We start from the raw sequence: 14,571 nt of genomic DNA, 5'->3' as shown, positions 1-14,571 counted from the left end.
CGATGACGTTGCCCGCGGAGAACAGGAACGATCCTCTCGCATCGCTGCTCGAACGCGACCCCGGTCGCTTCGAGCCGGCGACGGCTTTCCGCGTGGCTCAGTCGGCGACGGATGGAGACCTGTCGGTCGAGTCTCCGATCGGTGTTTCGCCGGCACCGTTGGCTGTGAGCGGCTTCCGCCGCAAAGAGCGGTCTGCGTCAGTGCGCAGCACGATGGCGGCTCTGCTCGGCCCTCTCGGCTCGATGCCGCCCAGCTACAACGAACTGATCATGCGCGAGGAGCGAAACCGATCGCGCGGCCTTGCCAGTTTCTTCGATCTCTTCAGCGCATGCATGACGGAGCTTTTCGTCGATGCCTGCGAAAAATACCGGATTGCCAGGCGGCTGCGCTGGAGCCGCGAACGCGACGACAATACATTCATCACCACGCTGTTTTCGATCGCGGGTCTCGGTACTGCGCGGTTGAAGGAGCAGGTCTCCGTTGATGATGAACTGATCCTGCGCTTCTCCGGCTTTTTCGCGAGCCGCACGCGTAACGCGGTCAACCTGCGCGCGATGCTCCGCGAATTTACGGGCCTGCCCGTCGAGGTCGAGCTTTTCCGCGGCCGTTGGCTGGAAATTCCGGTCACGGAGCGTAGCCGTCTTGGCCAGCCGCAGGGTGTGCGGCTCGGCGTCAACGCAGCCGCGGGCGCGGCCATCCATGATTTCAGCGGCAGTTTTCGCGTGATCGTCGGACCGCTCGACTACCAGGATTATCTGTCGCTCTCTCCAGGTGGGACGAAGATCGGGGAACTCTTTGCTCTGACCCGGCTCTATGCCGGGCCGGCGCTCGATTTCGATATCCAGGTCGTCCTGAAGAAGGAACATATCCCTTTCTGCCGGCTTGGCGCCGCGGGCGATCCACCGAGGCTCGGCTGGAACAGTTGGGCGCGGGTTGCGAAAGCCGATCGCGACAGCGGCGATGCCATTGTCACCGAAACTCGCTCATCGTCGCAGGTCATGATTAATGGAGGCGGCGATGCGGCTTGAACTGAGGCAAATCGCGGGCACCGAGATCGGCGCCAAATGGTTCTTCGAGCGCGGCAGACGCACGCTCGGCCGCTCGCCGGACTGCGATTGGCAGTTGGCCGATCCGGACCGGCTCGTCTCCAAAATACATTGCACCATTGAACGGGATCGCGAAGGCTTTCTGCTGCGCGACCAAAGCGCCAACGGATCGCGTGTCGACGGTGTCATAGTGCCTGAGGGCGAGACGAAACGGCTGGCGGATAAATCCCGAATTGAAATCGGCGGCCTTGCTTTCATAGCCGTCGTCACTGGCGAAGCGGATCGCGAGATCGGCGATCCGGAAGCCGGACTGGCACTCAGCGACGAGACATTGACGATTTCCTCGATTCTCGCCGATATCGCGCCCGGCGGGCATACCGCCACCGGCATACTTGGCGAGCGTAACGGTGACAACTGGTCGAACGGCTCCGCCGACTGGCGACGGATAGACGCAGCCACAAAATCGATCCGCGACGTCGAGATCGGCTGGGACGGCCCCCCCGATACCAGCGGCATCGAACCAGTGCTTCCCAACGATTGGAACGCGGATTTTGACTACGGCAGCCAACTGGAGCATGGCGCGGCAACGCGCGTCTCCGTGCCGGTTGCACGCAGCCGCAATACTGTCGAAGTGGATGGCGGTGCAAAGACGATCGTCGCGGCAAACGATGCGGACTTTGCCGATCGGCCGCCGCAAAGCCGGCCCTCCGGCGATGCGGAGTCCTACATCCTCCGGCTGGAGACGATGGTCGATCGGCTGGAACAGGCCTTGGCAGACGGCCTCTCGATATTCGAAATCGATACTCTCCCAGCCGAAGACGAGACCGGTCTTTTCGAGCGGAGCCACGAGGAGCGGCTCATTTCGCGCCTTGGCGCCCTGCTATCGCAACAGGCGCAATTCAACGCTGCGCTGGAAAATCTCGCCGATCAAGCCGGCCAGGCCTTGGAACCCCGCATGATCGAAGCGCGGGTCGATGCGGCATCGCGGAAACTGCCGTGGCAGGGCAGCCATCGGTATTGGCAGGCCTATCGCGCCCAGTTCGAGAAGGACGGCAGGCACCTTTCCGTACGCGAGCTATTCGGCGAGGCGATGCGCGCTGGGATAAATAGCCGGCAAGAGCAGGCTTCAGACAGCATGACGAAGAGGACGAACAACGGCCGATGAAAAACGAAAACCGAGTGGCTTGGAGCGAGGGCATGTTCCTTCGCGTACAGCATTTTCAGCAGGCCGATCGATGGACGGAACGGCTCGTGCGAACCACCGCGCGCGGGCTTGCGCCCTATCCCTGGGGTATCGCAGAAATCGGCATCGACCGCAGCGCATTGGCGATCGGACAGTTCGCGCTGTCGAATCTGCGTGGCATCCTGCCGGACGGAACGCCTTTCGAAGCGCCTGTTGACGCCGATCTACCGCCACCGCTCGACCTAGATGAATCGACGAAGAGCGCCGTCGTCTATCTGGCCTTGCCCGCGCGCCAACCCGGCAAGGCCGACGTCGCCTTGAATGGCGGCGCAACCCGCAACAGCGTCCGCATCGTCGCCTCTCCCTACGAAGCGCCGGACTCCAATGTCGAAACGGATTTCATGGCGCCGATCGACGTCGGTCGGCTGAGCCTCAGATATCTGAAGGCAGGCGACGAACTGGCAGGTTATGAGCTGATCGGGCTCGCCCGCATCATTGAGGTGCGTTCCGACAAGGCCGTGATCCTCGATCCGGAATATCTCGCGCCGTCGCTCAATTGCGCCGCCGAACCACGGCTGAACGAGCTCGTGACCGAATTGCTCGGCATCGTCCGTCACCGCGCCGAGGCGATTGCCGAACGCATCGGCGATCCGACTATTCGCGGCACTGCGGAGGTCGGCGACTATTTTCTGCTACACATCCTCAATCGCGCCGATCCGATGCTGCGCCATATCGCAGCGAACGCCACCCGGCTGCATCCGATTGTCTTCTACGAGCAATGCATTCAGCTCGCCGGCGAGCTCGCGACCTTCACCACCGACCGCAAGCGGGCCAGCGACTTTCCGCCCTATCGGCACGACGATCTGAAGGCGACCTTTGCGGCTGTCTTCGACGATCTGCGAACATCGCTGTCAGCCGTCCTCGAGCAGGCGGCCGTTGCGATCGAGCTGGCCGAACGGCGTCATGGCGTGCGTGTCGGGCTGATCAACGACCGCTCGCTGCTCAAGGATGCCGGTTTCGTATTGGCCGTGCGCGCCGAAATGTCGGCGGAAGACGTACGGCGCAAGCTGCCAGCGCAGATCAAGGTAGGCCCGGTGGAAAAGATAGCCGACCTCGTCAATGTGGCTCTGCCCGGCATACCCGTCAGGCCGCTGCCGGTACTGCCGCGGCAACTGCCCTATCGATCGGGAACGATCTACTTCGAGCTCGACACGAAGAATCCGCTTTGGAAACAGCTTGATACGTCCGGTGCAATCGCCTTGCATCTTGCAGGCGACTTCCCGGGTCTGGAGATGGAACTGTGGGCCCTCAGAGAATGAATACGCCACAATCGACGCCCTGGCAGGAGCTGCCGACGATCATCGAGCTGACAGAAGACGGCGCCAGCAAGAATGAATCTGCCCGCAAGATGGCGGCATTGCTGGACGATGTCGCCCCGACGGAACCGCAGGAGCTGCGCTCCGGCGGATGGTCGGTCGACGCATTGGTGCGCGATTTCCGTTTCGGCGGCGAGGAAGTGCCGACGATCGTGCGCTCGGCAGCGCCGCTTCTCAATCTCGCCCACAGCCTGCGGAACACGGATGCACAGCCTGACATCGCCGAGCTTCGTCGGGTGACCGTCGATGCCGTCGGGCGCTACGAACGCGATCTCGCGAGCGCGCGGATCAGTCCGGAGCGCGCGCGTGCCGCCCATTATGTGGTGTGCGCGACGATCGACGACGTGGTTCTCAGTAAGCCGTGGGGCGTGCGCGCTGGCTGGGCTCGGTCCGGGCTCGTCTCGACCTTTCATATGGATGTGACCGGCGGCGACCGGGTGTTCGATCTGCTCGATCACTTCCACCAGAGTCCGGGAGCCAATAAAGACCTGCTTCTTCTCATCTATCTCTGCCTGTCGCTGGCATTCGAGGGACGCACGCGGGTCTCGGCGCGCGGGTCTCTGGAACTCGGCCGCATCCGCGACAGCCTCTACAAAACGCTTCTCGGCCAATACGGCGTTTTCGAGCGCGAGCTCTCCCCCCATTGGCGCGGAGTTTCCGCGCGGCATAAGCCGCTGCGCACGGCCGTTGCCCTTTGGACGGCGCTTTCCGCCCTCGTCCTCCTCTTCGCCCTTGGCTACCTATTTTTCACACTGTCGCTCAACGAAGCCTCCGACGGCACTTTCGAGCGGCTGGCGAACCTGCCGCCGCATGAAACGCCCAGCGTGCTCATCGACGCGCCGAAGCCACCCGTCGTCGTCGCCAAGGTGGAGACGCCGCCCAAACAGCAGCCTCAGCCAGATCCGGTACCCATCAAGCCGACCGTCCCAAGCAGGCTCGACAATCTTCTCGCGTTCCTGCAGCCGGAGGTGGACCGCAAGCTGGTTACGCTTTCAAACGCAAACGGCCGCTTGCTCGTCAGGATCAACAATTCCGGCCTGTTCGATACCGGAAGCGCCGAGGTCAGCAGCCGGTTCCGCGATCTCATCCAGCGGATCGGCGGCGCGCTTGCCTCGGAGAAATATCGCGCCGTGGTCGTTGGCTATACGGACAATGTTCCCATAAGGACGGCGCAATTCCCCTCGAACTGGCATCTCTCCGAAGCTCGCGCGAGGGCTGTCGGCGATATTCTCGCCGCCTATACCGGCAAGGAGGCAATCCTGACGGAAGGCCGTGCCGATAGCGATCCGCTGGCAAGCAATACAACGCCGGAAGGCCGGGAAACGAACCGCCGGACTGAAATCCTGGTGCTGACCGATCCAAAGGAGACGCTCAGCGACGCCAACGTCACCGCGCCTTCGGCCGATGGCACGCAGACGGGTGAAACGAAGGCTCCGACAACGGGGGTTTCACCATGAACCCGCTCAGCCTATTTTATACTCTCCGCTCCTATGTCTCTGTTTATGCCGGTCTTCTCGGCCGGCGGTTCATATCGCTCATCTGGGTTGCGGCGATCTGTGTTAGCATCTGGCTTTACGGCTACATGCTTGGCTATGGCGATTTCAAGCCGCTTGCCAGCGTCAACGCCCGGATGGTCGCCATCGGCCTTGTCATTGCGATATGGTTTGCCTACCTGATCGTCACGGCCTTTCGCGCCCGAAGTCGAGACAAGGCGCTTGTCGAGGGCCTGGAAAAGGACGCGGCTTCCGATGCTGCGAGCCAGCAGGCGGAGGTCGGCGAGATCCATAGCCGCCTCAAGGAAGCCCTCTCGCTGTTGCGCCGCGTTACCAAGAAGCGGTTCGGCTATGTCTATGAGCTCCCCTGGTATGTGATTTTCGGCGCACCGGGCTCCGGCAAAACCACTGCGCTCACCAATTCCGGGCTTAAATTTCCGCTTGGCGATGCACTTGGCAGCAACTCGGTGCAGGGCGCCGGCGGCACCCGCAACTGCAATTGGTGGTTTGCCGATGAGGCAATCCTCATCGACACGGCCGGCCGCTATACGACACAGGACGATCTGAACGGTGCATCCAAGGCGGGATGGGAAGGTTTTCTCGGACTGCTCAGGAAATATCGCCGCTCGCAACCGATCAACGGCGCGCTGGTGACGCTGTCTATCGGCGACCTGCTCACCCGTGATCATGAGGCACAGCTCGAAGAAGTGCGCGCCATCCGCCAGCGGCTCTCCGAACTCGACGAATTCCTGCAGGCGCGCATTCCGGTCTATATCGTTCTAACCAAGGCGGATCTACTGACGGGCTTCGTCGAATTCTTCGACGGCTTCAACAAGACGGATCGCGAGCAGGTCTGGGGCACGACCTTCGGGCTGGAGGAAAGTTACCAGGGCCAGAATTTGCCCGATCGGTTCATGGAGGAGTTCGCGCTTCTGCAGGAGCGTGTCGGCACCATGCTCATCGAGCGTCTCCAGCAGGAGCCGAACGTTGAAGTGCGCGGGAGAATATTCCGTTTTCCGGCGGAACTCGCCTCGCTGAAGGAGCGCCTGCATGAGGTGCTGACCGAACTTTGCTCGGCATCGAACCTCATCGAGGCACCGCTCATGCGCGGCGTCTATTTCGCCTCCGCCACACAGCCACAAGAGCCTTCCGCCCTATCCGCAGTTTCCGCCCGCATGCGGCGCAGCTATTTCCTGTCGCGCTTGTTCAAGGATGTCATTTTCGACGAGGCTTCGCTTGTGGCGCGGGACCGGCGTCTGTCGCGCCGGCAGACGATCATCAAACGCGCCGCCTATGGCCTCGCGGCCGTCGCGCTGGCCATCGTCTTCACCAGTTGGACCGCAACCTATTTCCAGAACTCCCGCGCAATTGCCGCTGCCGACAAACGCATCGACAATTATGAGAAGCTTGCAAGCGGCATTCCCGTTCGCGACGTCTCCGATGTTGATTTCCTGCGTATCCTGCCGGCACTGGACAATCTGCGCGCGGTGACCACCGGCTTTTCCGAAGCCAGGGTCTGGCCGACGAGCTTCGGCCTCGATCAAGAAGACAAGATTGCCAGCCGGCAGCGCAGCGCCTATCGGCGGGCACTTAATTCCCTGCTGTTGCCACGCATACTGGTCCAGTTGCAGAAGAACATGGCCAATACCTCCGATGTTGAAAAGACCTTCGACGCCCTGAAATTCTACGGGATGCTCGGCGGCATGGGGCCAATGGACAAGGATTTTGTTTCGCAGCAGGCCACGGACATGTTCGCCTCGCTTTATCCGGACGAAGGGCGAACGGCGACACGGCAAGCGCTGATCGCCCATGTCGAGGCCATGGTTGAGGGTCAGCTTCCGGCGATCGAACTCGACAACCAGCTCATCGCCAAGGCGCGCGACATCATCCGTGCTCAGAGTCTGGCGGCCCGCGCCTACGATATCCTTGTCTATTCCCGTCAGGCGCGCGCCCTCGATCCGTGGATTCCGGCCGATGCGTTGGGTCCGCTTGGCGAAGAGGCTTTTCAGCGAAAATCCAAAGCGACGCTTCGCGACGGTATTCCCGGACTTTTCACCGGCAAGGGATATCGGACGGTCGTGCTGCCGATGATTACCGAGGCCGCAGCCCAAGCGCTTAGAGAACAATGGGTGCGCGGAAACGAGAGCAATCCCGCGGGAATGACAACCGAGGTCGTCACCCAGGCAGCCTTGCAGCTCTACTTTGATGCTTTCGGGCGGCAATGGTCGACGCTGCTCGCCGACCTGCAGGTCCGCCCGTCGCAGAACCTTGCCGATGCAATGGAAACGACCCGCATTCTCGCGGCCAATCCAAGCCCGATCGAAGCCTTCCTGAAATCGATCGCCGCCGCGACCGACCTTCGGCCATCAGACGGCATCGAGATCGCATCGCTGGGCGATGCGCCCGATTCGGCCCTTTCATCCGCCTTAGCGAGCGCCGCCAATGCGCCGGACCCATACGGGCCGTTGCGGGCAGCGATGGAGGTCTCTCGCGGCACAAAACAGGAAGCCGGCGCGCAGGCTGAAGGCACCAAGGATGCCGCCCGATCGCAAATCCAGTCCTTGTTGCCGATCCTGCAGAACCTCTACAATCAGCTCTCGCGCGCTTCGACTTCGACTGCGGAGGTCGCCCGCGTGTTCGATGCCGGCGGACAGCTCACAAGTGCCAATCAGGACCTCCTCCAGCAGGCGCGCGGGCTTCCCGCGCCTGTAGACACGTGGATGGCCGGAGTCGCTGCGGACATCGGCGCTCTCGCCGTCAAGACCGCCCGCGACCGTATCAACGACCTATGGGCCACAGAGGGTGCGAACCTCTGCTCGCGGATCGTGACGGGGCGATATCCCTTCCAGCGGACGTCTTCGCAGGACGTGGCGATGGCGGATTTCGTGCGCCTTTTTGGGCCGGAGGGCCTTTTCAAAACTTTCTTCAAGAGCAGGCTGGAAGCTTTCGTCGATACCAGCGCCCAGCCATGGGGATGGCGCGGCACTTTTGGTGGCGACAGCATTCCGAGTCAGGCGATCGCCCAGTTCGAGAATGCCGACAAGATCGAGCGCGCGTTCTTCCCCGCCGGCAGCGAAAAACCGGCGATTTCCATCAACATCAAACCGGTATCCCTGACGGATTCGGCCAATGCGGTGATGATGGAAATCGGGGGCGAGCGCGTGGTCTACTTCCACGGCCCGATCCAATCAAAATCCATTGCGTGGCCGTCCACAGGAGCCGAAAACCAATCCCGCATCGCCTTTCTGCCCGGCGGCTGGCAGCAGGCGATGACCGAGAGCGGCGATTGGTCGCCCTTCCGGCTTTTCGACGGGGCAAAAATCACCATGCAAGGACCGGATCTCTTCCGGGCGCAGTTCGACAATGCCGGCCAAGCAGCCGAGTTCGACGTACAATTCGGTTCCGTCCTCAACCCCTTCCGACTGCAGGCGCTATCCGACTTTACCTGCCCAAGCCAGTTCTAGCGGGTGCGGCCGATGAACGAACGCTCCGCTCGCACAGCGCTGCCACAGGAAACCGACATGATCGGCTTCTTCGGTAAACTGCCAACGCATGGCGACTTCGTTTCCACCGCACTGGGGCGGCGCTTCCAGATCGAGCTCGACCGCTGGATCCAAGACGGTCTGGGAGCGATGGAGCCAACACTTGGAAAAGATTGGCGTCGTCTCTTCCATGCCTGCCCACCCTGGCGGTTTGCGATAGCGGGTGGTGTCTGGAGCCCCGCCGCGGTCGCCGGCGTGCTGCTGCCGAGCAAGGATCGCGTCGGGCGAAGTTTTCCGCTGATCATCGCAGCGCAGCTCCATAGATTTACCGGACGTCTGCGCGACATTTGCGAGGATGACATCTGGTTCACTGCAGCCGAAGCGCTTGCCGAGACATCCACGAAATCGGATTTCGACATGCCTCGCTTCATCGAAGGCGTGAGGCGTCTTAGACTGCCGCTTCCCAACATTCGGCCGACGGATGACGCGGTTTCGCCCGATATCGGCGCCCCTGCTTCGCTCTGGTGGCGCATGGTCCCGGATACCAGGCACGGCAAAGGCTTCAAGACGGAGGGTCCGCCCACCATTCGGGACTTCCTGAAGCTTGTCACAGTGGAGGAGCCCCGAGGGCCGCCACCGGCAGTTGCCTCCCAATCAACAGAACCCGCCGATAACGTGACCGCACCCGAAACAGGACGACGGATCGAAAGCAGCTATGCCAGCCATTCGGGAACACGCCTGTCGCTCAATGCCGACGCTTTGCTGGTATCCGAACGCCCGCGCCTTTTCGCCCTCGCGGACGGTGTCGGGGACAGCACGGGCGCTATCGAGGCTGCGAGAACCGCAACAAGCGTGCTCGCAAGCGTTGCCGCTCAAGAGAGCCTTCAGGCCCTCGTTCAGGACATCAAAGGCAAGCTCGGCCATGCCAACAGTATTCTGCAGACGAAAGCGGCATCCGGCGAACAGCAGCCGCCATTCGCCAGCATCGTGGTCGCAGCCATTTTCGATGGAAAGCTAGCGCTCATTTGGGCCGGAGATGCACGCTGCTATCTGCTGCGCGACGGAATGATGCGCTGCCTCACGCGCGATCATGTGGATATCGGCCTTAGACGTACGCTTGCGCGAGGGGTGGGGCTCAAACAGCAGTTCGTACCCGACACGTTTCTCGACGCTCTTCGTCCTGGCGATCGCCTGATCTTATGCAGTGCCCCGTTGTCCCGCATGCTCGCAGATCGCGTGATCGCCGAGATTATGATCGAGACGCCGATAGAGCGCGCTGCCAATGCGCTGGTCCAGGAAGGTCTGATAGCGAATTGCCGTGAGAACCTCAGCGCCATCGTCATCGGTGTCCCATGAGCAGCGGACTGCCCTCGGATGATCTGGAAGAAATAGCCTCCCGGTTTTCCAGCTTGTTGCGCCTATTGACCCACGACGGCAAGGATAATCGTCCACCCGAAACGCAGACCATGTTGATCGACCGCGTACGCGACGCGTTGGATCGGCGGCTACCACATTTCCCCTCCGACGACCCGATCTTCATTGCTGGCAGTTTTCTAATCGAGGAAATCGTCCACCGCCACGAGTGCACGGAAATCGGCAGGCTTCGTCACCGCGACCTTGGAACGCTTCATGCCCTCAAGACCGTCACGCCAAGCCATGCCAATGATGTGGTTGCGCGCAGACTTCTGCTGCGGGAAGCCGACATCGGGATGGCGCTTCATCATCCGCATATTGCGCGGACCCAAATCGCCTTGCGGCTTCCGGATGGCCGGCCGGCAATCGTGATGGAATGGGCTGGAGCGCCTCTGTCCCGAAGGCTTGCCGCCGGTGCTATCTCGGCCCGCGATATTGTGGAGATGATGAGCGGCCTGCTGTCAGGACTTCAGGCAATCCACGAAGCCGGCTATGTCCATTGCGATATAACGCCAGCAAACCTGCTTTTGCCTGACAACGATTTTCGCGGGCTAAAGATTGCCGATTTCGGTGTAGCGCTGAAACAAGGTGGTCGGAACCGCGATCTTGAGATCAAAATGGCGGGCACCCCGCCGTTCATGGCGCCGGAACAGGCCGACGGCGCAGCCGCGGATCTTCGTTCCGACCTCTATTCAGCCGGCCGCGTGCTGCATGTTCTTCTCGATGGATGCGAGGAGACAGGGGATGATGTCGAAAATATCAGGGCTTTTGCCGAACATCTCACTCGACCCGACCCATCCATGAGGCCGGCGAGCGCGGCTGCCGCGCTTGGCCTCCTCGGGACATTAAGCGCGGAACCCCTGCGCTCTTTCTAATTTGCACTCGCCAGCCGGAATATTATGCGGCGAATACCTTAGTTCGCAGCGCTGGCGCCGGGCAAAGGCGCGGCGGCTGTCGGAGCGCTCTTCTGGTAAACGGTCAGCAGCTTTGCCGCGTCGACCATGCCGGCATTGCTTGCATAAAGCGTATCGCCATCCTGCATCTGGAATCGCTGCATCAGCACGAAGTTCGACACATCCTTCAGATTGACGCGGTAGATCTCCGGCTTGACGGACACGACGGCTGGGGCGGCGGCTTTGCCGGCTGCGGCAGCGACCGGCTGTGAGTAGATCTTCTGGTTTCGGAAGACATAGAAATTGCGAGAATCGGCGCGGTCGTCGAGCAGACCGCCGGCGCGGGCAAGGGCCTGCGCCAAGGTCATTTTGCCAGGCTCGAATGGAAATTCGCCGACACTCCGGAAAGCGCCGAGAGCGGTGAAGCTTGGCGAATCGTCGGCCACGAAAAGCTGGTCTCCGGGCAGCAACCGGACATTCTGCCGATCGTCCTGAAGAACACGATCAAGCGGCGCGGTCGCCCGTTTTGAGCCGCGTGTCAGCGTCACAGTCGCCGAGCCGGGTGCGGAAGAAGCGCCGCCTGCGAGCGCGATGGCGTCCAGTACGCGCTCCTTGCGCGCAGTCAGCGGGAAACGTCCCGCCGTACGGACCTTGCCGTCAACAGTGACCGCGCTCGAGGGCTTGTCGACAACGGTCACCACGGCCTGCGGATTGACGGCAGATCCCTTGAGCCCGCTAATGATCTGCGACTGCAAGCCCTCTGGCGTCGAATCGACCACCCGCTGTTTGCCGACGAAAGGCATGGTGACGAAACCCTGGGAATCGACGGTGAAGCGGCCGAGATTGAGCGTCTTGCTCTGGGTCGACGAAAGCAGCCCGTCCTCGCCCGTGTCCAAGATTGTCACATCAATCACGTCACCGCGACGCAAACGAGCATCGGAAAAGCCCGCAGACCGGAAAATGCTCAGCCCCTGATCCGTCGGCGCGTAGGACGGCGCTATCACTGCACCACCCACGGGCGCATCTGCCAGAGGAACGACCGGAATTCTCTCATTCGAATGCGGCAACGTTGCGTTGTAGATATTACCGGCGTCCGGCCCATCCGATGGCCTCGCACATGCGCTCAAGACAACCATGAGTGCAATTGGCGCCAGTTTCCGCATCCCGAATCTCCTATGGGTAATAAAGGCATGGCAGAAATATCAACCATAAGGCGGGAGGCAATATGCGAGAGGATCAAAAAACAAATTATGACAGCTTCGAGCCGGTGGCTGTGACCTATTGGCAACCGCTCGTTTTAAAGATGCAATCTAATATCCTGGAAGTCGCTGGTTCCGCCCCAGGATTCGGGCTTCGTGGCCTGAGACATCTGGATCCGTTGAGCTCCTTAGCTCCTTTAAAAATAATGGAAATCGACAGGGACGGTTTCCACTTACCGTTTGACGACGCTGCCATATATTTATGAAAATGAATGCTCGGCGAACGATAGCGCAGTGTTTGAAGCTTTGGCGACGAATGCCGCCAATCCTCGCCTTGATGCTGGCTCTGGCATCAGCGTTCGGCCTAACCGCCTCACCGACATTCGGAGCAGAGCGCATTGCTATTGTCCTGAAGGTGAACGGCGCCATCGGCCCGGCGACATCAGATTACATACGGCGCGGCCTTCAACGTGCAAGCGCCGATGGCGCAAGCCTCGTCGTTTTGCAGATCGACACTCCAGGCGGTCTCGATACATCGATGCGAGACATTATCAGGGCGATCCTTGCCTCGCCTGTGCCTGTGGCGGGATTCGTGGCGCCAAGTGGCGCCCGGGCCGCCAGCGCCGGTACCTATATTCTCTATGCAAGCCATATCGCGGCGATGGCGCCGGGCACCAATATCGGCGCGGCCACTCCGATCGCCATCGGCGGCAGCCCTTTTGGCGGTACGGAGCCCGATAAGGACACTCCGAAAAAGCCGGATAGCACACAGGGACAAGTCCCCCGCAGCGCCAGCGAAGCGAAAGCGATCAACGATGCCGTCGCCTATATTCGCGGGCTGGCTGAACTGCGCAATCGCAACGCCGATTGGGCGGAACGGGCCGTGCGAGAGGCCGCGAGCCTTTCTTCAACCGCCGCCGTTCACGAGCACGTCGTCGATTTCACGGCGAACACCATCGAAGACCTCCTGACCCAGTCGCAGGGACGCACAGTTCGTGTTGGCCAGACGGATGTCCGTCTCGATACCGCCGGCCTTACCCTTCGCGAATTCGAACCGGACTGGCGCACACGCCTTCTTTCCGTGATTACCGATCCTAACATCGCGCTCATCCTGATGATGGTCGGCATCTACGGCATCATCTTCGAATTTCTCACCCCTGGAACATTTGTCCCCGGCACGATCGGCGGCATATGCCTGCTGCTCGGTCTCTACGCCCTGGCATTGCTGCCGGTGAGCTATGCCGGCGTCGGATTGATCATCATGGGCGTGGGCCTCACCGTTGCCGAAGCGCATTCGCCCTCCTTTGGCGCCCTTGGCATGGGCGGTGGAATTGCACTCGTGCTCGGGGCGGCCATTCTGTTCGATACGGATATTCCAGGCTTTGAAGTGTCCTGGGGCGTACTAGGCGGTATCGCCGTCGCAGCCTTTGCATTCAGCCTCGTCGTCGCCCGCCTCGCGATCCTCTCCCGCTGGCGCAAAGTCGGCACCGGCACGGAACAGATGATCGGCATCCCGGGCAAAGTCGACAGTTGGACGGGCACCGCAGGCTACGTCATCGCCCATGGCGAGCGCTGGAAGGCAGTGTCCTCGGAGCCACTTGCCACCGGTGACGCCGTTACAGTGACCGGCCGCGACGGCCTGACGCTCGAGGTGATCCGCAGCACTTAGAAAAGCGGCAGCTCCGGAAAGCAGGAGGAAAAATCATGGGCATGTTTGCAGATCTCGCCTTCTATCTTGTGGTCATCCTGATCTTGCTGCTCGTCCTTGCGTCCGCGATCAAAATATTGCGGGAATACGAGCGCGGGGTGGTTTTCACGCTTGGCCGCTTCACCGGCGTCAAGGGACCCGGCCTGTTCCTGCTCGTCCCCTATGTCCAGCAGATGATGCGGGTCGACCTGCGCACAAGGGTGCTCGACGTGCCCGGCCAAGATGTCATTTCGCATGACAACGTCTCGGTCCGCGTCAGCGCCGTGATCTATTTCCGCGTCATCGATCCCGAGAGATCGACGATCCAGGTCGAGGACTTCATGATGGCGACAAGCCAGCTCGCCCAGACGACGCTACGCTCGGTGCTCGGCAAGCACGACCTCGATGAGATGCTAGCGGAGCGCGACAAGCTCAACAGCGACATTCAGGAGATCCTCGATGCCCAGACGGATGCCTGGGGCATCAAGGTCGCCAATGTCGAGATCAAACATGTCGATATCAACGAAACCATGATCCGCGCAATCGCCCGCCAGGCGGAGGCGGAACGCGAGCGGCGTGCCAAGATCATCAATGCCGAAGGCGAGCAGCAGGCGGCGGCGAAGCTGCTCGAAGCAGCCGAGGTTTTGGCCAAGCAACCGGAAGCCATGCAGCTTCGCTACTTGAGCACGCTGAATGTCATCGCCGGTGAAAAGACGTCGACGATCCTGTTTCCCTTCCCGATGGAATTAGCCAATCTGCTGCCGCCCAAGACGAACAAGCCACAGCAGTAACACGGCCC

General features: G+C 61.2%; 10 protein-coding genes. 9 read left to right on the top strand and 1 reads right to left on the bottom strand.

Annotated features, from left to right (window positions below; genetic code table 11):
* The first annotated feature begins 2 nt into the window (after positions 1-2).
* From tssG to N2601_RS21970, 7 genes are read left to right on the top strand one after another with little or no spacing between them, the layout of a single operon-like run.
* Positions 3-1,028, top strand: coding sequence for a type VI secretion system baseplate subunit TssG (gene tssG / locus N2601_RS22000; RefSeq protein ID WP_260304902.1), 1,026 nt, complete (start codon positions 3-5; stop codon positions 1,026-1,028).
* Positions 1,018-2,211, top strand: a complete 1,194-nt coding sequence (locus N2601_RS21995; protein WP_260304901.1) for an FHA domain-containing protein — start codon at positions 1,018-1,020, stop codon at positions 2,209-2,211. The genes tssG and N2601_RS21995 overlap by 11 nt, the downstream gene beginning before the upstream one ends.
* Positions 2,208-3,548, top strand: coding sequence for a type VI secretion system baseplate subunit TssK (tssK, locus tag N2601_RS21990; protein WP_260304900.1), 1,341 nt, complete (start codon positions 2,208-2,210; stop codon positions 3,546-3,548). The genes N2601_RS21995 and tssK overlap by 4 nt, the downstream gene beginning before the upstream one ends.
* Entirely contained in the window at positions 3,545-5,062 is a 1,518-nt protein-coding gene (gene tssL, locus N2601_RS21985) for a type VI secretion system protein TssL, long form (protein WP_260305226.1), read from the top strand. The genes tssK and tssL overlap by 4 nt, the downstream gene beginning before the upstream one ends.
* Positions 5,059-8,562, top strand: a complete 3,504-nt coding sequence (gene tssM, locus N2601_RS21980) for a type VI secretion system membrane subunit TssM (protein ID WP_260304899.1) — start codon at positions 5,059-5,061, stop codon at positions 8,560-8,562. Before tssL ends, tssM begins: the two co-directional genes overlap by 4 nt.
* 12 nt (positions 8,563-8,574) lie before the next feature.
* Entirely contained in the window at positions 8,575-9,936 is a 1,362-nt protein-coding gene (gene tagF / locus N2601_RS21975) for a type VI secretion system-associated protein TagF (RefSeq protein WP_260304898.1), read from the top strand.
* Positions 9,933-10,868: a serine/threonine-protein kinase gene (locus tag N2601_RS21970; protein WP_260304897.1), complete on the top strand. Its 936-nt coding sequence runs from the start codon at positions 9,933-9,935 to the stop codon at positions 10,866-10,868. The genes tagF and N2601_RS21970 overlap by 4 nt, the downstream gene beginning before the upstream one ends.
* Before the next feature lie 38 nt (positions 10,869-10,906).
* On the opposite strand, the gene N2601_RS21965 is transcribed toward N2601_RS21970, so the two are convergent.
* The gene (locus N2601_RS21965) at positions 10,907-12,049 is read right to left on the bottom strand and encodes a polysaccharide biosynthesis/export family protein (protein WP_311319459.1); all 1,143 of its coding nucleotides are present in this window, start codon (positions 12,047-12,049) and stop codon (positions 10,907-10,909) included.
* Positions 12,050-12,401: 352 nt separating this feature from the next.
* On the opposite strand from N2601_RS21965, the gene N2601_RS21960 reads away from it, so the two are divergent.
* Both N2601_RS21960 and N2601_RS21955 read left to right on the top strand, forming a co-directional pair.
* Positions 12,402-13,754, top strand: a complete 1,353-nt coding sequence (locus tag N2601_RS21960; protein ID WP_260304895.1) for an NfeD family protein — start codon at positions 12,402-12,404, stop codon at positions 13,752-13,754.
* A gap of 35 nt (positions 13,755-13,789) precedes the next feature.
* Positions 13,790-14,563 carry a slipin family protein gene (locus N2601_RS21955; protein WP_104826457.1) on the top strand — a complete coding sequence of 258 codons (774 nt, stop codon included), beginning with the start codon at positions 13,790-13,792 and terminating at the stop codon, positions 14,561-14,563.
* The last annotated feature ends 8 nt before the right edge of the window (positions 14,564-14,571 follow it).

Origin of the sequence: Rhizobium sp. CB3060, from assembly GCF_025200735.1 — a bacterium.
GTDB lineage: Bacteria > Pseudomonadota > Alphaproteobacteria > Rhizobiales > Rhizobiaceae > Rhizobium.
The sequence above is the reverse complement of the archived record's forward strand: the minus strand, read 5'-3'. Positions and strand labels throughout refer to the sequence as shown.

Bases quoted from the DNA above. Each gene is read 5' to 3' on its own strand.
- tssM (WP_260304899.1), top strand. From the start codon at position 5,059: ATGAACCCGCTCAGCCTATTTTATACTCTCCGCTCCTATGTCTCTGTT.
- N2601_RS21955 (WP_104826457.1), top strand. From the start codon at position 13,790: ATGGGCATGTTTGCAGATCTCGCCTTCTATCTTGTGGTCATCCTGATC.
- tssL (WP_260305226.1), top strand. From the start codon at position 3,545: ATGAATACGCCACAATCGACGCCCTGGCAGGAGCTGCCGACGATCATC.
- N2601_RS21995 (WP_260304901.1), top strand. From the start codon at position 1,018: ATGCGGCTTGAACTGAGGCAAATCGCGGGCACCGAGATCGGCGCCAAA.
- tssG (WP_260304902.1), top strand. From the start codon at position 3: ATGACGTTGCCCGCGGAGAACAGGAACGATCCTCTCGCATCGCTGCTC.
- N2601_RS21970 (WP_260304897.1), top strand. From the start codon at position 9,933: ATGAGCAGCGGACTGCCCTCGGATGATCTGGAAGAAATAGCCTCCCGG.
- tssK (WP_260304900.1), top strand. From the start codon at position 2,208: ATGAAAAACGAAAACCGAGTGGCTTGGAGCGAGGGCATGTTCCTTCGC.
- N2601_RS21960 (WP_260304895.1), top strand. From the start codon at position 12,402: ATGCCGCCAATCCTCGCCTTGATGCTGGCTCTGGCATCAGCGTTCGGC.
- tagF (WP_260304898.1), top strand. From the start codon at position 8,575: ATGAACGAACGCTCCGCTCGCACAGCGCTGCCACAGGAAACCGACATG.
- N2601_RS21965 (WP_311319459.1), bottom strand. From the start codon at position 12,049: ATGCGGAAACTGGCGCCAATTGCACTCATGGTTGTCTTGAGCGCATGT.